This is a genomic window from Lysinibacillus sp. GW821-FHT14F06, assembly GCF_058803665.1.
On sequence record NZ_JBXAPF010000005.1, the window covers coordinates 202,774 to 226,408 of the forward strand.

Genomic DNA, 23,635 nt, shown 5'->3' on the forward strand with positions numbered 1-23,635 from the left:
GCTTTACATTTATCTAAGATGGAACTTTTTAAGGAGATGAAGGCGTCCTATATATATCAGGACGTCTTTTCTCTTTACAATTAGATCTTAATGTATCAGATTTAGTCAAATCTCATACATTCAAGCTTTTAATTGTCTTAGAGAAATACCTTTCAACTATTTTTGCTTTCTTTTTTGGATTAAGAAGAACAGTTCTTTACGTGAAACGGAAACACAGATGAGGATTGCATGAGATTAAGGGAAAAGCCCTTTAAAAGCCTTACTTGTAAATAGTTCTAAATAAAGCTGGTTCATACATAGTCAATTTAGAGAAAGACAAAACGTGCTTTTGTTTGTTATGATAGGTTAGTATACGTCCGATTAGTTGTAGTGGGGGAGTTAGCATGTTTAAAAAGCTATTAGGTAAACAAATAAATATGAATACACTATCATTGGGGGAACGTGTTGCCCTTGCTAAAAGCGAGCCAATTCCTGCCCATGTTGCGATTATTATGGACGGAAATGGACGTTGGGCAAAAAAACGCGCGATGCCTCGTGTTGCCGGGCACCATGAAGGTATGAAGACGGTACGAAAAGTCACTAGGTTTGCGTCAGATCTTGGAATAAAGGTTTTAACGGTGTATGCGTTCTCAACAGAAAACTGGAAGCGGCCAAAAACAGAAGTAGATTTTCTTATGCGTTTACCTGTTGAATTTTTAGGCTCCTTTTTACCAGAGATGATGGAACGTAATGTACGTGTGGAAATGATTGGAGATCCTGCTTTATTGCCCGCACATACACAAAAGGCATTGTTTGAAGCGATGGAGGAGACGAAGCATAACACAGGGTTAATCTTAAATTTTGCTTTGAATTATGGAAGTCGTTCTGAAATGGTAAATGCAATGAAAACGATGCTTCAAAAAGTGCAAGATGGTCAATTAACGTTACAAGATATAACAGAAGAATGTTTAACATCTCATTTAATGACAGCTCATTTACCAGAGCCAGATTTATTAATTCGTACCAGCGGTGAAGTACGATTAAGTAACTTTATGCTATGGCAGCTCGCCTACACAGAATTTTGGTTTACAGATACATTATGGCCAGATTTTGGCGAGGAAACCTTATTGGAAGCGGTGGAAAACTATCAAAAACGTAATCGCCGTTACGGTGGGTTGAAGGGAGAAGAAACAACTTGAAACAAAGAATCATCACAGCAATAATTGCAGCTGCGCTTTTTATTCCATTTGTTATTTATGGAAATGTACCATTTACACTACTTGTGCTTGCAATGGCTGTTGTCGGCTTTTATGAAATACTAAAAATGAAAGGTATATCACTTTTTTCAGTGCCCGGTATTTTAGGGCTACTGATTTTAATATTACTTGTTATACCTAAGGATTGGTCGGGTAAGGTAGTAGAAGCAATTGGCTATTCCTCTAATTTGATGGTTGTGTATGGCATCGTTATGCTTTTGCTGATATATGTAGTTCTTGTGAAAAATAAAATCACATTTGATGAAGTTGGTTTTATTTTATTAGGTGCGTTTTATGTAGGCTTGGGCTTCCATTATTTAGTTGAAACAAGAAATGAAGGACTTGTATATGTTGTCTACTGTTTACTAGTTGTTTGGACGACGGACTCAGGAGCATATTTTGTTGGAAGAAAGCTAGGTAAAAATAAGCTATGGCCAGAAATTTCACCGAAGAAAACGATAGAAGGTTTTGTAGGCGGTATTGTAATTGCAGTAATCTTTGCAATAGGGATGCAGGCAATGTACCCATTTGCAAATGGCTACATCTCACTTATTTTCATCACAATTTTTGCATCTATCATTGGGCAGATGGGTGATTTAGTGGAATCCGCCATAAAGCGTCATTTCAATGTAAAGGATTCAGGAACTATATTACCTGGACACGGCGGAATTTTAGATCGCTTTGATAGTCTATTATTTGTTGTGCCACTATTACACTTTTTGCATTTTTTAGGGAATTAAAGCCATCTAGATTAATGATAACGTAGTATTTCATTTGTTAGAGAGAAGAAGGGGACAATTTGTCGTGAAAAAAATTAGTTTACTTGGTGCAACTGGGTCCATTGGCTGGCAAACCTATGATATTTTAAAGGAAGAACGTGATGCCTTTCAGCTAGTCGCATTTTCTTCAGGGAAGAATATCGAAAAAACGCGTGAAATGATTGAAGCTTTGAAGCCAGAGCTGGTATCTGTTCAGCGAGAAGAGGATGCATTGACACTGGCTAAAGAGTATCCTCAAATCCAATTTTCATTTGGAGAAAAAGGGCTTGTTGAGGTGGCTACACATCCTGATTCTACAGTTCTCGTTAATGCTGTTCTTGGTAGTGTTGGTCTTGAGTCAACATTAGCCGCAATTCGAATGGGGAAAACAGTTGCTATTGCAAATAAGGAAACACTTGTAACGGCTGGGCATTTAGTGATGGCAGAAGCCAAGAAATACAATGTAACAATTTTACCAGTTGATAGTGAGCATTCTGCAATCTTTCAGTCAATGAATGGTGAAAATCCAAAAAATATCGAACGTTTAATTATTACAGCTTCTGGTGGTAGCTTCCGTGACAAATCACGTGATGATTTAAAGCATGTAACCGTTGCGGATGCACTCAATCACCCAAACTGGTCAATGGGTGCGAAGATTACCATAGATTCGGCTACAATGATGAATAAAGGACTAGAAGTCATAGAAGCACATGTCCTATTTGATATGCCTTATGATAAAATTGATGTACTTTTACATAGAGAAAGTATTATTCACTCTCTAGTTGAGTATCATGATACTAGTGTCATTGCGCAGCTCGGTACTCCAGATATGCGTGTACCTATCCAGTATGCCTTAAGCTACCCAGATCGAATGCCGTTGCATAACGGACAACGGCTCAATTTAGCACAGATTGGTCAACTTCATTTTCAAGAAATGGATTTCAAACGTTATCCAGCATTGCGTCTTGCCTATGAGGCTGGGCGAACAGGCGGTACGATTTTGACAGCCATGAATGCAGCAAATGAAGCAGCAGTTGCAGCCTTTTTACAAGGGAAAATAACATTCCTAGAAATCGATGAAACAATCGAACGTGTAATGCAGGCACATAACAACATATTAGTGCCAGATTTGCAGACAATTTTACAGGTAGACGGTGAAACAAGAAAAACAGTGTTAGACATGGTAAAATAACAAAAGTAAGATTACGTTAACTATTCACTTTTAAAGGTGGGGTATTATGCAAACAGCCATTGCATTTATATTAATTTTTGGTCTGCTCGTATTCTTCCATGAACTTGGTCACTTCCTTTTTGCGAAACGCGCAGGAATTATGGTTCGTGAATTTGCTATCGGTATGGGTCCAAAAATTTATGGAAAAACACATGGTGAAACAATTTATACGGTACGACTTTTGCCAATTGGTGGTTACGTTCGTATGGCTGGTGATGACATGGATGGTACTGAATTGCTACCTGGATACCGTGTAGGGCTTATTGTTGATGAAGATAATCGTGTCAAAAAAATTATTTTCAATCAAAATAATAAGCAGTTACCAGACTTATTATTTTTAGAAGTTGAACGAGCTGATTTAGAAAAAGATTTATATATTGAAGGCTATGATGAAGAAGAGAATTTAGTGCGTTATAGTGTAACAAGGGATTGTATTTTGGTCGAAAATGGAAAAGAAACATTGATCGCACCATATGACCGTCAATTTAACGCTAAAACAGTGGGACAACGTGCGATGACAATCTTTGCGGGACCATTGTTTAACTTTATATTAGCATTTTTCATTTATTTAATGATTGGTTTGTTAAATGGTGTACCAACAAATGAGCCAATTATTACAGATGTAGTAAAAGATCATCCGGCTGCACAGGCAGGTATGCTTGCAGGTGACAGGGTGAAATCAATAGATGGACATGCTGTTGAGACGTGGCAGGATTTAGTTTCCATTGTACAAAGTCGACCTGGTAAGACGATTAATGTTACAGTTGAGCGAGAGGGAACAACGAAAAATCTCACAATGACAGTGAAAGAGAAGAAAGAGAATGGGGAGACATATGGTCAAATTGGAGTGACAAGTCCTAAAGTCTATAACCCGTTAAAAGCTGTCGTCTATGGTGCTCAAGAAACATATCATATGACAATGCGTATATTTGAATTACTGGGAATGCTTATTACTGGTCAATTTACAATTGATGCATTATCAGGTCCTGTTGGAATTTACAAAACGACAGAGACTGTTGCCACATGGGGAATTTTTGCTTTAATGAATTTTGCAGCCATGTTAAGTATTAATCTAGGCATCATGAATTTATTACCACTTCCTGCTCTTGATGGTGGCCGCCTATTATTCTTCGGCTTCGAGGCTTTAAGAGGTAAGCCAATTGATCGTCAAAAAGAAGGTATGGTCCATTTTGTTGGTATTGTACTATTAATGATTTTAATGGTAGTTGTCACATGGAATGATATACAGCGATTCTTCTTTTAGAAGAAAGAATAACATTACATCATAGTTAGAGGAAGCCTATGCGTGATTATTACGTCAAGGCTAACATGGATGGAAAACATAGCTTTGAGCGCAATTTATTTGAAACATTGCGTTCAAAGCTAAATTTGTTTATGCTAATTAGAGTATAAACTTATTTATCTTCATTCAGCAGAAGACTTCCACCATTACAGGTGGTGAGATGAATGCAGTTTTGGTTCCTTTTCAGTAGGTGTCCAAACACATGCTGAATGAAGATAAAACCTCCGGCGGATGTCACGGATTTTCAAAGGAATGAATTATGCATGCACAATTCAAAATCCAGACGCAATTACGCCAAAGCGAAATTGATGAAAAAAGGTGGAACACTGAATGAAGCAAAGTAAAACATTTATCCCAACGCTACGTGAAGTACCTGCTGATGCAGATGTTAAATCACATAAGCAATTACTACGTGCAGGGTTTATTCGACAAAATACAAGTGGGGTATACTCGTATTTACCGCTTGCAAAACGTGTGTTATCAAAAATTGAAAATATTATTCGCGAAGAAATGGAAGCCATTAACTCTATAGAATTGTTAATGCCTGCATTACAATCTGCAGAGCTATGGCAGGAGTCTGGCCGCTGGGAGAAATATGGTCCAGAATTAATGCGTTTGAAAGATCGTCATGATCGTGACTTTGCATTAGGGCCTACACATGAAGAGGTCATTACAACTCTTGTACGTGATGAAATTAAATCTTATAAAAAATTACCATTAACACTATACCAAATTCAAACAAAGTTCCGTGATGAAAAACGTCCTCGCTTTGGATTATTACGAGGTAGAGAGTTTATTATGAAAGATGCTTATTCATTCCATGCATCACGTGAAAGCTTAGATGAAACCTATGATGATATGTACCGTGCATACTCTAATATTTTCTCTCGATTAGGTTTAAATTATCGTGCGGTTATTGCGGATGCTGGTTCCATCGGTGGGAAAGGTACGCATGAATTCATGGTGCTTTCTGCTATTGGCGAGGATACAATTGCATATTCTGACACATCTGATTATGCTGCTAACATTGAAATGGCAGAAGTAGTAGTGGACTATCAAGCATCAGATGAAGCATTAAAGGACGTTGAAAAAGTAGCAACACCAGATCAAAAAACAATTGAGGAAGTATCTGCTTTCTTAAATATTGAATCTTCAAATGTGATTAAATCGTTAGTATTTGATGTTGATGGTGAATTAGTCGTTGTACTTGCACGAGGCGATCATGAAATAAACGATATTAAACTGAAAAATGCCCTAGAGGCTGGCTCAGTTGAACTTGCTAGTGAAGCAGCAATTCAAGACCTATTAGGCTGTGGAGTTGGCTCTATCGGTCCAGTTAAATTACCAGTAGATGTCAAGGTAGTAGCGGATAATGCAATAAAATCTATCCGTAATGGAGTAGCTGGTGCAAATGAGGATGGATTCCACTTAATCAATGTAAATCCAGAGCGTGATTTTGCAGTAAATAATTATTTAGATATTCGCTTTATTCAAGAGGGAGATCCATCACCAGATGGACAAGGTATCATAAAATTTGCAGAAGGCATAGAGGTTGGTCATATTTTCAAATTAGGGACTACTTATTCTGCAAAAATGAATGGTACTTTCTTAGATGAGCAAGGGAAGGCACAGCCATTTATTATGGGCTGCTATGGTATTGGTGTTTCACGTATTTTAGCTGCTGTGGCTGAGCAATTCCAAGATGAAAATGGTTTCATTTGGCCAACACAATTAGCGCCATATGATATTCATGTTGTACCTGTAAATACAAAGGATGAAACACAGGTAGCCTTGGCAGATGAGCTATACGGCTTATTAAAGTCCTACCGCTATGATGTGCTTTTCGATGATCGTGCCGAGCGTGCTGGAGTTAAATTTGCGGACGCAGATTTGATTGGCTTACCTGTTCGTGTAACCGTTGGTAAAAAAGCAACTGAAGGTATTGTTGAAGTCAAGTTCCGTCAAACAGGTGAGACATTTGAATGGAAAAAAGAAGAGGTTATTGATCGCTTAAATGAATTTTTCCGTAAAAACTAGTTTCCTTTAACAAAGGTGTAAATGCTTCCAATAGAGGCTGCCCTTTAATTTTGATAAGATAGTAGTAAAGAATTCGCGACACTTCTGCGGGACAATGAACCAATCAAGCAATGACAGAAAGTATCTGTTGTTGTTTGTAGATCGCCCGTAGAGAGGGTGCGAATTTTTTTCTTCAATTTAGATTGTAGAAAGCAGGTGTCACTAAATTGGAACAGCAACAAGAGGCAAGAACGAGATTTCGAATGCTCTTGCAGCAACTAGAGTTAACAGAAGATGTGTATATGTCCTTTTTTGAAGAAGGTGAATTATCACGTTTAACCGTTCACAAAAAAAACAGACTATGGCATTTCACCATTAAATTACGAGGAATACTTCCGTTTCCGTTATATCAGCTTTTTCGTACACATTTAACGGAGAAATTTTCTGCTATTGCTCAGATCCATACAACTTTTGAAACGATAGAGAAAGATGTGACAGAAGAGCTTGTTCAGGCATATTGGTTAACTGTAGTTGAACAAATAGATGAAATGGCACCAACCCTTAAAAACTGTCTTGCATCTCAAATGCCAATGTGGAATGGTCAAAAGATTACTTTATCCTGTATGCAAGAAATGGAATTTATGATGCTAAAGACGAAGTATGCAGAAAAGCTTTCCATAAGTTATAGTCAATTTGGTTTTCCACAGATGGCTATAGACTTTGTGTTGCAGGATGAAACAGAAGAAATGATTGCAGCACAGGAAGCTTTTATGGAACAGAAACGCTTGGAAGAAGCGGCATTAGCCCAGCAAGCGATACAAGATTACCAAAAACGGGAGCAGGAGAAGAAAGACAATCCAGCAATTGCGAACCTTGGTGATCGCCCATTCCAGCTGGGAACGCATATTAAAGACGATGAAATTATGGAAATTAAACGTATTGTTGAGGAAGAACGTCGGGTTATTATTGAAGGCTTTGTCTTCGATACAGAAATTAAGGAACTGAAAAGTGGTCGCTCATTATTACAAATCAAAATGACCGACTATACGGATTCTATCATTGTCAAGATGTTCTCTCGCGATAATGATGATGCTGAACTGATGCAATATTTGAAAAAGGGTATGTGGATAAAAGTTCGAGGCTCTGTTCAAACAGATACATTTATTCGTGACTTAATCGTGATGGCCAATGACATTAATGAAATCAAAAAGGAAACACGACAGGATAAGGCACCAGAGGGTGAAAAACGTGTTGAATTACACCTCCATACACCAATGAGTCAAATGGACGCTGTTACCCCAGTTGATCGCCTTGTGGCTCAGGCCGCAAAATGGGGGCATCCTGCTGTCGCTATTACAGACCATGCAGTAGTACAATCCTTCCCAGATGCGTATGCAGCAGGAAAAAAACATGGCATCAAAGTAATCTATGGCATGGAAGCAAATTTAGTGGATGATGGCGTGCCAATTGCTTATGCCCCTGAGCATCAATTATTAACTGATGCTACCTATGTTGTATTTGACGTGGAAACAACAGGTCTTTCCACAGCTTATGATACAATCATTGAGCTTGCAGCAGTTAAAATTAAGGATGGAAATGTGATTGATAAATACGAAAGCTTTGCCAATCCACACCATCCGTTATCAGCGACGACCATTGAATTAACGGGTATTACAGACGATATGGTTCGAAATGCGCCAGAGGTGGAGCAAGTCATCAAGGAGTTCCATGCATTTATTGGAGATGGCATTGTTGTAGCTCATAATGCATCATTTGATATTGGCTTTTTATATACAGGCTATAAAAAATATGAGCTAGAGGGCACCATTCATCCAGTCATTGATACGCTGGAGCTTGCCAGATTACTCTACCCGACGATGAAAAATCACCGTTTAAATACACTTTGTAAAAAATTCAATATTGAATTAACTCAACATCACCGAGCTATTTATGATACAGAGGCAACAGGTTACTTACTTTTACAGCTATTAAAAGATGCAGATGAATTAAATATTAAATACCATGATGATTTTAATAAGCATATTGGTGGTGGAGATGCTTATAAAAAAGGAAGACCGATGCACTGCACAATCTTAGCAATAGATAATGCCGGGCTTAAAAATTTATTTAAAATCGTCACTCACTCACATACAAAAACTTTCTATCGTGTGCCTCGTGTTACACGAGCAGTCCTAGAGCAATATAGAGAAGGTTTATTGATCGGATCTGGCTGTAGTAATGGTGAAGTATTTGAGACAATGATGAATAAATCACCAGAGGAAGCTGAGAAAGTTGCAAGATTTTATGATTATATTGAAGTCCAACCTAAGGCAGTGTATGCGCCATTAATTGAGCGTAATGTCGTTCGTGATGAATGGACGCTTGAGGATATTATTCGAAAACTTGTAAAGCTTGGGAAGAAGCTGGATAAACCAGTTGTGGCAACAGGGAATGTTCATTATTTAGATCCGACAGATGGGATGTTCAGACAAATATTAATTGGTTCACAAGGTGGTGCCAACATTTTAAATAAATCAAAGCTACCTGAGGTTCATTTCAGAACGACAGATGAAATGCTCAAAGAGTTTGATTTTTTAGGACCAGATTTTGCAAAAGAGGTAGTTGTTACCAACTCTCAAAAAATTGCAAACATGATTGGTGATGTGAAGCCTATTAAAGACGATTTATATACACCTAAAATTGAAGGCTCGGATGATGAGGTAACAAATTTAACTTATGAAATGGCCCATCGCATTTATGGTGATGACTTGCCTGAAATCGTGAAGGCACGTATTGAGAAGGAACTAAAATCGATTTTAGGTCATGGCTTCGGTGTAATTTATTTAATTTCTGCGAAGCTTGTGAAAAAATCATTAGCTGATGGCTATTTAGTAGGTTCCCGTGGATCTGTTGGATCTTCATTAGTAGCGACCTTTATGGAGATTACTGAAGTAAATCCACTTCCACCTCATTATGTTTGTCCAAATTGTAAGCATTCCGAGTTTTTTGATGATGGTTCTGTTAGCTCAGGCTTTGACTTACCGAATAAAGATTGTACGGAATGTGGAACACCTTATAAAAAGGATGGACAAGATATTCCATTCGAAACATTCCTTGGTTTTAAAGGAGATAAGGTGCCTGACATCGATTTGAATTTTTCTGGTGAATATCAACCAAATGCCCATAACTATACGAAAGTTCTATTCGGTGAAGATTATGTATATCGTGCTGGAACAATCGGTACGGTTGCCGAGAAAACAGCGTATGGCTATGTAAAGGGCTATGCAAGTGATAATAACCTGCATTTTCGTGGGGCAGAAGTAGATCGCTTAGTGCAGGGCTGTACAGGTGTTAAACGAACAACAGGACAACATCCTGGGGGGATTATCGTAGTACCAGATTATATGGATATTTACGACTTCTCCCCAGTACAATACCCTGCAGATGCACAGGATGCTGAATGGCGAACAACTCATTTTGATTTCCATTCCATTCATGACAATATTTTAAAGCTGGATATTCTTGGGCACGATGATCCGACTGTGATTCGTATGTTGCAGGATTTATCAGGGATAGATCCAAAAACAATTCCAACAGATGATCCAGTCGTTATGAAGATTTTTAGTTCTCCTGAAACTTTAGGTGTAACAGAAAAACAAATCGGCTGTAAAACAGGAACATTAGGAATTCCAGAGTTCGGTACTCGTTTTGTGCGTCAAATGCTTGAAGATACAAAGCCATCAACTTTCTCAGAGCTTGTGCAAATTTCAGGGCTTTCCCACGGAACGGACGTATGGCTAGGAAATGCTCAGGAATTAATACAAAACGGTACATGTGTACTGAAAGAGGTAATTGGCTGTCGTGACGATATTATGGTCTATTTAATTTACCAAGGACTAGAACCGTCATTGGCTTTTAAAATTATGGAGTCCGTGCGTAAAGGGAAAGGACTATCTGAAGAGTTTGAAGCAGAGATGCTTGCAAATAAAGTACCAGGCTGGTATATCGAATCATGTAAAAAAATAAAATACATGTTCCCGAAGGCCCATGCAGCAGCTTATGTGTTAATGGCTGTACGTATTGCTTGGTTTAAGGTACACTTCCCAATCCTTTATTATGCAGCTTATTTCACAGTTCGTGCCGATGATTTTGATTTAATATCGATGGTACAGGGTTCACAAATGATTCGTGCCAAAATTGATGAAATCAATATGAAAGGCTTAGATGCATCTACTAAGGAGAAAAACTTATTAACCGTAATGGAGCTTGCTCTTGAAATGTGCGAGCGTGGTATGAGCTTCCAAAAGGTTGACCTGTACCGTTCAAAGGCTAGTGAATTTGTGATAGATGGTAACACATTAATCCCTCCATTCGATGCAATTCCTGGACTTGGTACGAACGTTGCGAAAACAATTGTGGCGGCACGTGAGGATGGTGAGTTTTTATCGAAGGAAGATTTACAGCAACGAGGTCGTGTGTCTAAAACTTTAATTGAATATATGGATCAACTGGGTTGTCTAGAAGGCATGCCAGATGCTAATCAGCTATCACTTTTCTAATGATTACGTATGTTATTTATCTTCATTCAGCAAATGTTTTTGTATGGAAAACATAAGGCGAAAATGATTTTTTATGGTAAACTAATGGACATTTTCGAATTCTAGACACATTTATGGCCATGTGCCAGTGGTGTCTAGAATAAGGAAATTTGCATTGTGCTGTAAACTGTGCTATTCTTATGGTAATAATTTGTTGATAATTTTCCAGCAAAAGAGTGGGGCCTTCCCGCTCTTTTCTGTTGTTATACCGTAGCAAAACAAATTTTTGACTAACAGCAGGTAAGACCGTAAAATTTCACCAAAGCAATGGTGGAATTTCTGTTTTATTATGGTTCATTACAACATTTTGTTTTAGTAATGAATCCTTATTACGCTAGAATTTAATAGATACAGGAGGCAACAATGAGCAAAGTACCATCTTTAATTGAAGAGCTCGCTAAACCAATTGTAGAAGAGTTAAACCTTGAGTTAGTGGACATCGAGTTCGTAAAAGAAGGACGTAACTGGTTTTTACGTGTTTATGTTGATACACCTGAAGGCGGAATTGACATTGGCCAATGTGCTCAAGTAAGTGAAAGACTAAGTCTACTACTGGATGAAAAAGATCCAATTACACAAAACTATTATTTAGAAGTTTCTTCACCTGGAGCAGAACGTCCACTAAAAAAAGATGCTGATTTTGAAAAAGCGGTTGGTAAATTTATTTACGTAAAGACCTATGAGCCCATTAAGGACATGAAGGAATTCCAAGGCTACTTAACGTCATACAATGAACATACATTAGTGATGGAAGTAAGTATTAAAACACGCAAAATAAAAGTAACCATTGAACAAGAAAAAATCGCATTGGCACGACTAGCCATCGATTTTTCAGCATAATGCATATTTAGGAGTGAAAACAAAATGAGTAGTGATTTGTTAGATGCGCTAACTGCGCTAGAAGAACAAAAAGGAATTTCAAGAGAAGTGTTGATTGAAGCAATTGAAGCGGCATTGGTTACAGCTTACAAACGCAACTTTAATCAAGCACAGAATGTTCGTGTGGACTTAAATTTAGATAAGGGCTCTATTCGTGTCTTTTCGCGTAAAGATGTTGTAGAAGAGGTAGAGGATGATCGTTTACAAATATCTTTAGAGGATGCAAAAGCTATCAACCCAGCTTATCAATTAGAAGATGTGGTTGAACAAGAAGTGACACCTCGTAACTTCGGTCGTATTGCTGCTCAAACAGCGAAACAAGTCGTGACACAACGCGTACGTGAGGCTGAACGAGGCTTAATTTATGAACAATACGTAGACCGTGAAGACGATATTGTTACAGGTGTAGTAGAGCGACTAGATGCTCGCAATATTTATGTAGGTTTAGGTAAAGTTGAAGCTGCACTGCCAGTCAATGAACAAATACAAGGTGAAAAATATCACCCACATGATCGTATTAAAGTTTATATTACAAAGGTTGAGAGAACAACTCGTGGACCTCAAGTCATTGTGTCACGCACACATCCAGGATTATTACGCCGATTATTTGAGATGGAAGTACCTGAAATTTATGAAGGTATTGTAGAAATTAAATCGATTGCTCGAGAAGCGGGAGATCGTTCAAAAATCTCTGTACATGCACACAATGAAGAGGTAGATCCAGTCGGCTCATGTGTAGGAGCAAAAGGTGCTCGTGTTCAAACTATTGTCAATGAATTAAACGGTGAAAAAATCGATATCGTTGAATGGTCAGAAGATCCAGTTGTCTTCGTGGCAAATGCGCTTAGCCCTTCAAAGGTTTTAGATGTTCAAGTAAACGAAGAAGAAAAATCTACAACGGTTGTCGTACCTGACTATCAATTATCTCTTGCAATTGGAAAACGTGGTCAAAATGCACGTTTAGCTGCAAAGCTAACTGGTTGGAAGATTGATATTAAGAGTGAAACAGATGCTCGTGAGCTAGGAATTTATCCATCTGCTACAAGCACTTTCATTCCTGCTGAGGATGATGAAAGTGATTTTGATGATGTAGCAGTTGACTTATATCAAGACGACGAAGAATAAGTAAGAAAGGCCGTGTGACTAGTCTACTGCCATTATTCAGTGGACGTTGAGGGCGTCGACTGAATAATGGCATTGTCTACTTAGGATTAATCAGGACATAACTGAGGTAGTGCGTGGCTAGTCCACCTCTTACGACAAGCTTCAGAGAGGAAAGGTGATTCTTATGGCTGTTAATAAAAAAGTACCTCTTCGAAAATGTGTAGCTACTGGAGAAATGCTACCAAAAAAAGAAATGATTCGTGTTGTTCGTTCAAAAGAGGGCGAGGTAAGTGTGGATGTTTCTGGAAAAAAATCTGGACGTGGTGCTTATGTCTCTAAATCAGAGGAGGCAGTTGAAATCGCCCGCAAGAAAAATGTTTTAGGGCACCAACTTGATGTGAAAATTCCTGAAGAAATTTACGATGAACTACTGTTGCTGATTCGCAGGGAGTCTATTATATGATCCAGCAAGCAGTGTTTAATTTGCTTGGAATAGCGGCCAGAGCCCGTAAAGTTATTTCAGGAGAAGAGTTAGTAGTGAAAGAAGTCCGCAATGGTAATGCTAAGCTAGTACTGCTTGCAAACGATGCTTCTAAAAACTCTAGCAAGAAAATTCAAGATAAATGCACGTACTACAACGTTGAGTATCATGTAATTGGTGATCGTTATGATCTAGGACATGCTACAGGTAAGGAGGCCCGAGTGGCTTTAGCTATTACCGATAAAGGTTTTGCAAGTAAATTGTCTAGTCTACTCAACGAAAAATAATCGGGGGTGAGCAGATGACCAAAATCAGAGTTCATGAATATGCAAAACAAGTGAATAAAACGAGTAAAGAGGTTATTGAAGCACTAAGTAAATTAAATGTGAGTGTAACAAATCACATGTCTATGTTAGAAAAGGACATTGTGTCGAAGTTAAACCAATCATTTAGTACATCAGGAAAAAAAGAAGTGAAACCACCTACTCAAAACATATCACAAAGAACACAAGCAAATGGCCAACAAAAACCACAGCAATCGATGAGAAGGCAAGAAGGGCAAATGCAACAATCTGCTACTTCTAAGCCTAAAGCAAACAATCAGCAACAAATGCGTCAAAACTCAAATTCGTCTAACGAAAAATCTAAGAATACTAAAGGTAATCAAAATCGAAATATGACACAAAATAATAATAATAATAACAATAATAATAATCGTAGAGGTGGCGGTGGTTTTAACCAACGTCCAAAACCAGGAATTCACGGAGGCAAACGTCGCCATCCAAAAACACATCAACCATCAGTACCAGTGAAACAAAAGGAATTACCAGAAAAAATTACATTCGTTGAATCACTATCTGTTGCGGAATTAGCAAAAAAACTACATCGTGAACCATCAGAAATCATTAAAAAGTTATTTATGCTTGGTGTGATGGCAACAATTAACCAAGAATTAGATAAGGATGCAATTGAATTAATTTGTGCAGACTATGGTGTAGAAGTTGAAGAAGAAATTCGTGTAGATATTACGGATTTAGAAACGCACTTCGAACAAACAGAAGAAGTTAATGAGGAAGAATTATCAGAACGTCCTCCTGTCGTAACAATTATGGGTCACGTTGACCATGGTAAAACGACGTTATTAGACTCTATTCGTCATACAAAAGTTACAGCAGGAGAAGCTGGTGGTATTACACAGCATATCGGTGCTTACCAAGTAACTGAAGGCGACAAAAAAATTACGTTCCTTGATACACCAGGTCACGCTGCTTTTACAACAATGCGTGCACGTGGAGCAAAAGTAACAGACTTAACAATTTTAGTGGTAGCTGCGGATGATGGTGTCATGCCTCAAACAGTAGAAGCTATTAATCATGCAAAAGCAGCAGAAGTACCAATTATTGTTGCTGTCAATAAAATGGATAAACCTTCAGCGAACCCTGATCGTGTGATGCAAGAATTAACAGAGCATGGTCTTGTTCCAGAGGCTTGGGGCGGAGATACAATTTTTGTACCGATTTCTGCATTAAAAGGCGAGGGAATTGATACATTACTTGAAATGATTTTACTTGTTGCAGAAGTAGGCGAATTAAAAGCGAACCCTAACCGTCTAGCTATAGGTACAGTTATTGAAGCACAGCTTGATAAAGGTCGTGGTTCAGTTGCAACGCTGTTAGTACAGGATGGAACACTAAAAGTAGGAGACCCGATTGTTGTTGGTCATGCTTACGGGCGAGTACGTGCGATGGTAAATGATAAGGGCCGTCGTGTGAAGGAGGCTGGACCATCAACGCCAGTAGAAATTACTGGTTTAAATGATGTACCACAAGCTGGTGACCGCTTCGTTGTTTTTGAAGATGAAAAAACAGCACGTCAAGTCGGTGAAACACGTGCAATGTCTGCCATTCAAGCACAACGTTCTGAAAAACAGCGCGTAACATTGGATAATCTATTTGAACAAATGAGCCAAGGTGAAATGAAAGAACTTAACCTCATCGTGAAGGCTGACGTTCAAGGTACTGTTGAAGCAATGGCTGCATCTTTAATGAAAATTGATGTAGAAGGCGTTAACGTAAAAATTATTCACACAGGCGCAGGAGCAATTACAGAATCAGATATATCTCTTGCTGCGGCATCAAATGCCATTGTAATTGGTTTTAACGTTCGTCCAGACGTTAATGCAAAACGTGCAGCAGAACAAGAAGGCGTAGATATTCGTTTACACCGCATTATTTATAAAGTAATTGAAGAAATTGAACAAGCGATGAAAGGTATGCTTGATCCAGAGTTTGAAGAAAAAATTATTGGTCAAGCAGAAGTACGTCAAACAATTAAAGTTTCTAAAGTTGGTACTATCGCTGGTTCGTACGTAACAGACGGAAAAGTAACGCGTGATTCTGGCGTACGTGTCATTCGTGATAATGTAGTTATTTTTGAAGGTGAGTTAGATACTCTAAAACGTTTCAAAGATGAAGTGAAAGAAGTTGCGAAAGGGTACGAATGTGGTATTACAATTACAAACTTCAATGATATTAAAGAAGGCGACATTATTGAAGCCTATATTATGGAAGAAGTTAAACGCGTCTAATGATTGTCTACGCAGAGGTTGAATTCATCATTCAAACTGCCCATTCGTTAAAGGAAAAACGTGCTGTCTTACAGCGTATGATTACCCGCACAAAGCAAAAATTTAATGTATCTATTGCGGAAATTGACCATCAAAATGTATGGCAGCGCACGAAATTAGCACTTGTTGCTGTTTCTTCTTCAAAAGAAGCAGCCGAGCGAGAAATTAATCATGCGCTTCATTTCTTACAGTCAAATCCGTCATGGGAACAGCTCAATGTGTGGCGAGACTATTTATAAGTAACTGAAGATAGCTGTGTCATTTATATGTAGAGATGATTCTAATACCTATAAAAGGATGAGCACACGACTATCTGTACATCGAAATAGAGGTGACAAATTATGTCTCTACGTTCAAACCGTGTTGCTGAGCAAATGAAAAAAGAACTCGGTGATATTCTTGGCCGTAAAATAAAAGATCCGCGTGTTGGGTTTGTTACTGTTACGGGTGTTGAGGTAACAGGTGATTTACAGCAAGCGACTATTTATATTACATCTTTAGGCAATGAACGTGAACGAGAAGAAACGCTTAAAGCTTTAGTAAAAGCTTCTGGTTTTATTCGTTCAGAAATCGGTTCCCGTATCCGATTACGCCGTACACCAGAATTAATCTTTGAATTTGATTCATCGATTGAATATGGGAACCGTATTGATACATTGCTACGAGGTCTACACGAAGAATAAGGAAAAGGTAAAGGTAAAGAGTCTGCCACATGCATGTTCATGCAGGCAGGCTTTTTATTGTAGAAAAAATTTGTTGTTTTGGCAAAGCTACAACAAAGAAGACTTTGGGAGGAACTATATGAACGGTATTTTACCGCTTTGGAAAGAACGTGGCATGACAAGCCATGATTGTGTTTTTAAATTACGAAAAATTTTACGCACAAAAAAAGTAGGGCATACAGGTACGCTTGATCCAGGAGTAGAGGGTGTTCTGCCAATTTGTATTGGACAGGCAACAAGGATTGCAGAATATTTAACAGATGCAGGAAAAACCTATGAAGCTATTATATCTATTGGTCGAACAACGACAACTGAGGATGCAGAAGGTGAAACAGTTCAACAAGATAACACTATGAAGAAATTCACTCGGGATCAACTATTAGAGGTACTAGCTTCTTTAACAGGTGTGATTGAACAAACACCACCTATGTTTTCTGCGGTCAAAGTCAATGGTAAACGTCTTTATGAATATGCACGTAAGGGGGAAACGGTTGAAAGACCGACACGTAAGGTTTCAATTTATGCTTTAGAGCTTTTAGATGAGAGAGAAATATATGAAGGACAAGAAATTACGTTCCCTGTACGTATAGCCTGTAGTAAGGGGACATATATACGCACATTTGCGGTACAAATCGGGGAAGCACTTGGTTATCCAGCACATATGCAAGAGCTTGTACGTACGGCCTCAGGCACATTTACACAAGAAAATTGCTTTACATTGTCACAGGTTGCTGAGCTGATGGAAGCTGAACAAATTGATAGATGTATGTTACCAGTTGAGTATGCATTAACAGACTTTCCATATATTGAAATCACTGCTGCCAATGAAAAAGAAATTTTCAATGGACAAGTGCTTCCGGCAGATACATTATTAAAGATACATGATAAAATTGTTTTTGGAATCAATGGGAAAGCGATGGCGGTTTATCAATCACATCCTACGAAAGAAGGGTTGATGAAACCACATAAGATGTTTCCGACGATAGAGTAGGAGGATTTTTGTATGGAGGTCATTCATTTAAAATACCCGCATCAACTACAGCAACAAGAAAGTATGCAGCCGTATTCATTAGCAATTGGCTTTTTTGATGGTGTACATAGAGGGCATCAGGCAGTTATCAAGGCAGCGAAGGAAGAAGGGGACAAGCGTCAAATCTCAACTGCAGTGATGACTTTTGATCCACATCCTTCTATAGTCCTTGGTGGACGAAATGAAAAGGTTTTTTATATTACATTGCTGCAGCAAAAATTGCAATTGTTTCAAGAACAAGGCGTGGATACAGTATTTGTCGTACATTTCACATCAGATTTTGCCAAACTTTCTCCAGCAGCCTTTATTGATACATTTATCCGTGGGTTAAATATCCAACATGTTGCAGCGGGCTTTGATTTCTCCTTTGGTGCATTCGGTAAAGGCACAATGGAGGAGATGCGTGCTTTGAGTAATGGCGATTATGATGTGACGATTGTTGAAAAGAAAACGGATGATATTGAAAAAATTAGCTCTACACGAATTCGTAAACTTTTACAGGAGGGAGACATGGAAGCTGCAAGAATGCTGCTAGGTCGACCTTTTGAAATCGCAGGTATTGTTATACATGGTGATAAGCGAGGGCGTACAATAGGCTTCCCTACTGCAAATGTTCAGGCACTAGAGGGTACTTATATTCCAGCAAGCGGTGTCTATGCTGTCCGTTTATTTGTTCAAAATAATTGGTATGATGGCGTATGTAATGTAGGCTACAAACCAACATTTAAAGACCCAAATGATAAGCAATTATCCATTGAGGTCCATATATTAAACTTCGAAAAGAGCATCTATGGCGAAGAGGTGCATGTAGCTTGGTATAAACGTATTCGAAGTGAACGAAAATTTGATGGTATAGAAGCATTAAAGGCACAAATTGAAAAGGATAAACAGGAAGCAATTGACTATTTTAATGCTTTCCAATAATAAAGCTAGATAGCACCTAATATGATGTATTTTCTGCTTCAGTATTTGAAGAGAATTACGTTATCGCTTGCTTGACCTTTTGATTTATGGTAACATTCATAAGTGCATAAATGCTTAACCTTAGCTCGGTATATCGATGACTCCAACGTGTACTGTGCTAATGGGGATTAATTACAATTTAGGAGGTCCATACAAATGGCTATTACAAAAGAACGTAAAAACGAAATTATCGCTGAGTACCGCACTCACGAAAGTGACACTGGTTCACCAGAAGTACAAGTTGCAATGTTAACAGAGGAAATTAACGCTCTAAACACACACTTACGCACACACAAAAAAGATTTCCACTCTGAGCGTGGTCTTCTAAAAATGGTAGGTCGTCGTCGCCACTTATTAAAATATCTTCGTGAAGCTGACGTACAACGTTACCGTGAATTAATTAACCGTTTAGGCTTACGTCGCTAATTAAAAGCAGGATTACTCCTGTTTTAGACTATAGACAATTAAGTTTGTCTATAGTCTTTTTTTGTTTTTAGTTAGGATTGTTAGTTAGATTCTGATAAAAACCAAAATTAAAAAAGTCATGTGATAATCTTGATTTATTGTTAAAATGCATGTCCTTGTTCCATGAGGGAAATTTTTAGTGGAGCAAGGGTTTATTGGATGCCCACTAAAACTTTACTATGTACCTAACTTTCTTTATACTAGTAGGATGTGGTATGATAGTCTATTGTGTAAACCTGCATTTAAAAATAATGTTGTATCCATTACTTTTCGTCAGGAAGGAATCAATTTAAGTCAAATTCATATAACAAGAGTATAAAATTGCTTTTTCAATAAAATATAAAAATAAATCTTAAATAAATTGGCAATAACTGATTTTAAATGTATGATTATTTCATGAAATATTTTTTAGCATAGAACAAGCATTTTTGGTACACTTACTATTAGTACATACAGACGAAGTAAGTGTTTTTATAATAGAGAGGGGTTCATTGAATGAACGAGAAGAAAGTCTATTCCTACGAATGGGCTGGCCGTCCACTTGTGATTGAAGTTGGACAGTTAGCAAAACAAGCAAATGGAGCTGTATTAGTACGCTATGGCGATACTTCAGTACTTTCAACAGCAACAATGTCAAAATCACCAAAACCACTTGATTTCTTCCCATTAACAGTAAACTATGAAGAACGCCTATATGCTGCAGGTAAAATTCCTGGCGGCTTTATTAAACGTGAAGGTCGTCCGTCTGAAAAAGCAATTCTTGCAAGCCGTCTAATCGACCGTCCGATTCGTCCGATGTTCCCAGATGGATTCCGTAATGAAGTCCAAGTGATTTCAATGGTTATGTCCAATGATCCAGATTGTACGTCTGAAATGGCAGCTATGGTTGGTTCTTCATTAGCACTAGCTATTTCCGATATACCATTCGACGGACCAATAGCAGGTGTACAAGTTGGCTATATTGATGGTGAATTCATCGTGAACCCAACAGTGGAACAATCAAATCACTCAACTATTCATTTATCTGTAGCTGGTAACAAAGATGCTATCAACATGGTTGAAGCAGGCGCACTTGAAGTTCCAGAAGAGGTAATGTTAGAGGCCATCATGTTTGGTCATGAAGAAATTAAAAAAATAATTGCTTTCCAAGAGCAAATTGTTGCTGAAGTAGGAAAAGAAAAATTACCAGTAACATTATTTGAAATTAATGAAGCGATTCAAACAGACATAAAAGCAGCTTGTGAGACTGACATGCATGATGCTATTCAAACAGCAGAAAAACATGCACGTGATGAAGCGATTCAGGCAGTAAAAGATCGTGTTATTGCTTCTTACGAAGAGCAAGAAGCTGATGAAGTAACAATGAAGCAGGTTTATACGATTCTAGATAAGATGGTAAAAGACGAAGTACGCCGTCAAATTACAGAGGATAAAATTCGTCCAGATGGTCGTAAACTTGATGAGATTCGTCCACTTTCATCAGAAACAGGATTACTACAACGTACACATGGTTCAGCATTATTTACACGTGGACAAACACAAGCATTGTCTATTTGTACTTTAGGAGCACTTGGAGATGTTCAAATTATTGATGGATTAGGTGTGGAAGAATCTAAACGCTTTATGCATCATTATAACTTCCCTCAATTCTCAGTAGGGGAGACAGGCCCGATTCGTGGACCAGGACGTCGTGAAATCGGTCATGGTGCGCTAGGAGAACGTGCGCTTGATGCGGTTATTCCAGATGAGTCTGTATTCCCATACACGATTCGTTGTGTATCAGAGGTGCTTGAATCGAATGGTTCAACTTCTCAGGCTTCTATCTGTGCTTCCACGTTAGCAATGATGGATGCAGGTGTTCCATTAAAAGCGCCTGTAGCAGGTATTGCAATGGGTCTTATTAAAAAAGGTGAGCATTATTCCATCTTAACAGATATTCAAGGAATGGAAGATCACCTTGGAGATATGGACTTTAAAGTTGCAGGTACAGCTAAAGGTGTAACAGCTCTTCAAATGGATATTAAAATCGATGGATTATCTCGCAATATTTTAGAAGAAGCATTAACACAAGCTAAAATTGGCCGTATGCATATTTTAGAATCAATGCTTGCGACACTTGCTGAACCGCGTGGAAAATTATCTCAATTCGCACCGAAAATTGTCATTGTGAAAATTAACCCTGATAAAATCCGTGATGTTATTGGACCAGGCGGTAAACAAATCAACAAAATTATCGAAGAAACAGGGGTAAAAATTGATACAGAGCAAGACGGTACAATTTATATCTCTTCTGCAGATGAAGAAATGAATGCACGTGCAAAACAAATTATTGAAGATATCGTACGTGAAGCAAAAGTAGGGGAGTACTACTTAGCGACAGTTAAGCGTATTGAAAAATTCGGTGCATTCTGTGAAATCTTCCCTGGTAAGGATGGCTTACTTCATATCTCTGAAATCCAAGAGGAGCGTACAAAGCAGGTAGAAGATGTTTTAAAACTTGGCGATCAATTACTTGTAAAAGTGATTGAAATTGACAAGCAAGGACGTGTGAATCTATCTCGTAAAGTTGTTATTCAAGAGGAAAAAGAGCGCGCAGAGCAAGGTAAGTAAATAATAGGATATAGCAAAGGCTGCGTATGTTGCGCAGCCTTTTTTAAATCAAGATGGAGGGAATTTTATGGTACAAGTACATACATGTGACAATGGTGTGCGTATTGTGTCTGAACAAATTGATCATGTAAGATCTGTAGCTTTAGGCATTTTTGTGAATGCAGGTTCTCGCTATGAATTACCTGAAGAGAATGGAATTACACATTTTATTGAGCACATGCTGTTTAAAGGAACAGCAACGCGTACTGCTCGTCAAATTGCTGAGGAATTTGATCGTATTGGAGGAGAATTAAATGCATTTACCTCTAAGGAAAATACATGCTATTATGCAAAAGTTTTAGATCATCATGCAGAGCTTGCTGTCACAATACTAGCTGATATGTTCTTCAACTCTACGTTTGCAGAAGAAGAGTTAGAGAAGGAACGACAAGTGGTACTCGAGGAAATCCTAATGAGTGAAGATGCACCTGATGACGATGTGCATGAAAAGCTATGGGAAGTAATGTATCCCAACGATGCACTTGGTCGTCCAATATTGGGTACGGCTGCTACGTTAAAAACATTTACAGCAGATACGATTCGTGATTATATGGCAAAGCATTATGGTCCGAAATCGGTAGTGATTTCATTAGCAGGTAATATTTCCGAAAAACTTATACAAACAATAAGGGATTTATTCGGAAAATATCAAGCATCCCCTCTTGAGGTTGCTCCAGTATTAACAAACCCGCAGTTTCATCCGGGAGAGGTGACAAAAATACGTGATACAGAGCAAGCACATGTAGCTATATCTTACCCAGCAATTGGTGTAAAAGATCCAGATATGTATTGTTTTATTGCTCTTAATAACATTATTGGTGGTAATATGAGCTCTCGCCTGTTCCAAGAAGTGCGCGAGGACCGTGGTCTAGCTTATACGATTTTTTCTTATCAATCCTGCTATGCTGACGTCGGAGCATTTACGATATACGGTAGTACAAGTCTTCAACAATTATCGCAGCTCCAGCATACAATTGATGCGACATTGCTTGATATTGTGGCTGATGGCATAACAGAGGAGGAGCTTGATAATGCGAAGGAGCAGCTTAAGGGCAGTTTTGTACTTGGACTAGAGGGTACTGGTGCACGTATGAATCGTAATGGTACAAGTGAACTGGTTCATGGCAAGCATCGTTCTGTAGACGAGGTATTAGCAGCTATTGATGCAGTTTCAATGGAATCAGTGGAACGCTTAATTGCGAAAATATTAAAAGCGGAACCAGCTATTGCGATAATTGGTCCTAATGCATAAAACACCTGTAGAATAAATAAAGTGAAAACATTATAAATAAAATAATAAAAGAAATCTAGCCGCATCACTGAGCATTTTCGGCTGTCGATAGCGAAATGGTGGAACTTTGCGTTCACTTGATTTTTTGCAATTCGAGCTAACTCCTTTAGAGCATTAGCGATAGATATCACAAACAATACTTTAATAAAAAACAGGCTACCGTTTTTGGTAGCCTCATAGTGTTGAAAAACTAAATGGTCAAGGGAATCTTTGTGAATACTACTAAGTCAAATGAAGGTGATTTCCGTTCCAGGCTACTCGCTTTGTCGCTGACGCTTCGCTTT

General features: G+C 38.3%; 18 protein-coding genes. All 18 read left to right on the forward strand.

Features of this window, described 5'->3' with window-relative positions; translation table 11 throughout:
• Nucleotides 1-383 precede the first annotated feature (383 nt).
• The 18 genes from uppS (at nucleotide 384) to AC1RNS_RS07140 (ending at nucleotide 23,312) form a co-directional block, all read left to right on the forward strand.
• Nucleotides 384-1,178: an undecaprenyl pyrophosphate synthase gene (gene uppS / locus AC1RNS_RS07055; RefSeq protein WP_492991605.1), complete on the forward strand. Its 795-nt coding sequence runs from the start codon at nucleotides 384-386 to the stop codon at nucleotides 1,176-1,178.
• Nucleotides 1,175-1,975: a phosphatidate cytidylyltransferase gene (locus AC1RNS_RS07060; protein ID WP_492991606.1), complete on the forward strand. Its 801-nt coding sequence runs from the start codon at nucleotides 1,175-1,177 to the stop codon at nucleotides 1,973-1,975. Before uppS ends, AC1RNS_RS07060 begins: the two co-directional genes overlap by 4 nt.
• A gap of 64 nt (nucleotides 1,976-2,039) precedes the next feature.
• On the forward strand, nucleotides 2,040-3,185 hold the full coding sequence (gene dxr, locus AC1RNS_RS07065) for a 1-deoxy-D-xylulose-5-phosphate reductoisomerase (protein ID WP_492991607.1): 1,146 nt from the start codon (nucleotides 2,040-2,042) through the stop codon (nucleotides 3,183-3,185).
• A 46-nt stretch (nucleotides 3,186-3,231) separates the two neighbouring features.
• Nucleotides 3,232-4,488 (forward strand): RIP metalloprotease RseP, encoded by a 1,257-nt coding sequence (gene rseP, locus AC1RNS_RS07070; RefSeq protein ID WP_492991608.1) that lies wholly within the window; start codon nucleotides 3,232-3,234, stop codon nucleotides 4,486-4,488.
• A 369-nt stretch (nucleotides 4,489-4,857) separates the two neighbouring features.
• Nucleotides 4,858-6,564: a proline--tRNA ligase gene (locus AC1RNS_RS07075; protein ID WP_492991609.1), complete on the forward strand. Its 1,707-nt coding sequence runs from the start codon at nucleotides 4,858-4,860 to the stop codon at nucleotides 6,562-6,564.
• A gap of 206 nt (nucleotides 6,565-6,770) precedes the next feature.
• Nucleotides 6,771-11,102 (forward strand): PolC-type DNA polymerase III, encoded by a 4,332-nt coding sequence (locus AC1RNS_RS07080; RefSeq protein ID WP_492991610.1) that lies wholly within the window; start codon nucleotides 6,771-6,773, stop codon nucleotides 11,100-11,102.
• Between the two features lie 402 nt (nucleotides 11,103-11,504).
• Nucleotides 11,505-11,981, forward strand: a complete 477-nt coding sequence (rimP, locus tag AC1RNS_RS07085; RefSeq protein ID WP_492991611.1) for a ribosome maturation factor RimP — start codon at nucleotides 11,505-11,507, stop codon at nucleotides 11,979-11,981.
• Nucleotides 11,982-12,005: 24 nt separating this feature from the next.
• Nucleotides 12,006-13,145 carry a transcription termination factor NusA gene (nusA, locus tag AC1RNS_RS07090; RefSeq protein ID WP_492991612.1) on the forward strand — a complete coding sequence of 380 codons (1,140 nt, stop codon included), beginning with the start codon at nucleotides 12,006-12,008 and terminating at the stop codon, nucleotides 13,143-13,145.
• Nucleotides 13,146-13,308: 163 nt separating this feature from the next.
• Nucleotides 13,309-13,587 carry an RNase P modulator RnpM gene (gene rnpM, locus AC1RNS_RS07095; protein ID WP_492991613.1) on the forward strand — a complete coding sequence of 93 codons (279 nt, stop codon included), beginning with the start codon at nucleotides 13,309-13,311 and terminating at the stop codon, nucleotides 13,585-13,587.
• Nucleotides 13,584-13,892: a YlxQ family RNA-binding protein gene (locus tag AC1RNS_RS07100; RefSeq protein ID WP_054770641.1), complete on the forward strand. Its 309-nt coding sequence runs from the start codon at nucleotides 13,584-13,586 to the stop codon at nucleotides 13,890-13,892. The genes rnpM and AC1RNS_RS07100 overlap by 4 nt, the downstream gene beginning before the upstream one ends.
• A 14-nt stretch (nucleotides 13,893-13,906) precedes the next feature.
• Nucleotides 13,907-16,192, forward strand: a complete 2,286-nt coding sequence (gene infB / locus AC1RNS_RS07105) for a translation initiation factor IF-2 (protein WP_492991614.1) — start codon at nucleotides 13,907-13,909, stop codon at nucleotides 16,190-16,192.
• Nucleotides 16,192-16,470, forward strand: coding sequence for a DUF503 domain-containing protein (locus AC1RNS_RS07110; protein ID WP_054770642.1), 279 nt, complete (start codon nucleotides 16,192-16,194; stop codon nucleotides 16,468-16,470). The genes infB and AC1RNS_RS07110 overlap by 1 nt, the downstream gene beginning before the upstream one ends.
• Nucleotides 16,471-16,572: 102 nt before the next feature.
• Nucleotides 16,573-16,914 (forward strand): 30S ribosome-binding factor RbfA, encoded by a 342-nt coding sequence (gene rbfA, locus AC1RNS_RS07115; protein ID WP_492991615.1) that lies wholly within the window; start codon nucleotides 16,573-16,575, stop codon nucleotides 16,912-16,914.
• Nucleotides 16,915-17,032: 118 nt separating this feature from the next.
• Nucleotides 17,033-17,944, forward strand: a complete 912-nt coding sequence (truB, locus tag AC1RNS_RS07120; protein ID WP_492991616.1) for a tRNA pseudouridine(55) synthase TruB — start codon at nucleotides 17,033-17,035, stop codon at nucleotides 17,942-17,944.
• 12 nt (nucleotides 17,945-17,956) lie between these two features.
• On the forward strand, nucleotides 17,957-18,907 hold the full coding sequence (gene ribF, locus AC1RNS_RS07125; RefSeq protein WP_492991617.1) for a riboflavin biosynthesis protein RibF: 951 nt from the start codon (nucleotides 17,957-17,959) through the stop codon (nucleotides 18,905-18,907).
• Nucleotides 18,908-19,102: 195 nt separating this feature from the next.
• On the forward strand, nucleotides 19,103-19,372 hold the full coding sequence (gene rpsO / locus AC1RNS_RS07130) for a 30S ribosomal protein S15 (protein WP_492991618.1): 270 nt from the start codon (nucleotides 19,103-19,105) through the stop codon (nucleotides 19,370-19,372).
• 534 nt (nucleotides 19,373-19,906) lie between these two features.
• Nucleotides 19,907-22,021: a polyribonucleotide nucleotidyltransferase gene (pnp, locus tag AC1RNS_RS07135; RefSeq protein WP_492991619.1), complete on the forward strand. Its 2,115-nt coding sequence runs from the start codon at nucleotides 19,907-19,909 to the stop codon at nucleotides 22,019-22,021.
• Nucleotides 22,022-22,088: 67 nt separating this feature from the next.
• Nucleotides 22,089-23,312, forward strand: a complete 1,224-nt coding sequence (locus tag AC1RNS_RS07140) for a M16 family metallopeptidase (RefSeq protein WP_492991620.1) — start codon at nucleotides 22,089-22,091, stop codon at nucleotides 23,310-23,312.
• The last annotated feature ends 323 nt before the right edge of the window (nucleotides 23,313-23,635 follow it).

Excerpts from the sequence above, each read along its gene's own strand:
- ribF (WP_492991617.1), top strand. The coding sequence starts at position 17,957 with ATGGAGGTCATTCATTTAAAATACCCGCATCAACTACAGCAACAAGAA.
- AC1RNS_RS07075 (WP_492991609.1), top strand. The coding sequence starts at position 4,858 with ATGAAGCAAAGTAAAACATTTATCCCAACGCTACGTGAAGTACCTGCT.
- rnpM (WP_492991613.1), top strand. The coding sequence starts at position 13,309 with ATGGCTGTTAATAAAAAAGTACCTCTTCGAAAATGTGTAGCTACTGGA.
- truB (WP_492991616.1), top strand. The coding sequence starts at position 17,033 with ATGAACGGTATTTTACCGCTTTGGAAAGAACGTGGCATGACAAGCCAT.
- AC1RNS_RS07140 (WP_492991620.1), top strand. The coding sequence starts at position 22,089 with ATGGTACAAGTACATACATGTGACAATGGTGTGCGTATTGTGTCTGAA.
- AC1RNS_RS07110 (WP_054770642.1), top strand. The coding sequence starts at position 16,192 with ATGATTGTCTACGCAGAGGTTGAATTCATCATTCAAACTGCCCATTCG.
- uppS (WP_492991605.1), top strand. The coding sequence starts at position 384 with ATGTTTAAAAAGCTATTAGGTAAACAAATAAATATGAATACACTATCA.
- AC1RNS_RS07100 (WP_054770641.1), top strand. The coding sequence starts at position 13,584 with ATGATCCAGCAAGCAGTGTTTAATTTGCTTGGAATAGCGGCCAGAGCC.
- rpsO (WP_492991618.1), top strand. The coding sequence starts at position 19,103 with ATGGCTATTACAAAAGAACGTAAAAACGAAATTATCGCTGAGTACCGC.
- rimP (WP_492991611.1), top strand. The coding sequence starts at position 11,505 with ATGAGCAAAGTACCATCTTTAATTGAAGAGCTCGCTAAACCAATTGTA.
- infB (WP_492991614.1), top strand. The coding sequence starts at position 13,907 with ATGACCAAAATCAGAGTTCATGAATATGCAAAACAAGTGAATAAAACG.
- rseP (WP_492991608.1), top strand. The coding sequence starts at position 3,232 with ATGCAAACAGCCATTGCATTTATATTAATTTTTGGTCTGCTCGTATTC.
- rbfA (WP_492991615.1), top strand. The coding sequence starts at position 16,573 with ATGTCTCTACGTTCAAACCGTGTTGCTGAGCAAATGAAAAAAGAACTC.
- nusA (WP_492991612.1), top strand. The coding sequence starts at position 12,006 with ATGAGTAGTGATTTGTTAGATGCGCTAACTGCGCTAGAAGAACAAAAA.
- pnp (WP_492991619.1), top strand. The coding sequence starts at position 19,907 with ATGAACGAGAAGAAAGTCTATTCCTACGAATGGGCTGGCCGTCCACTT.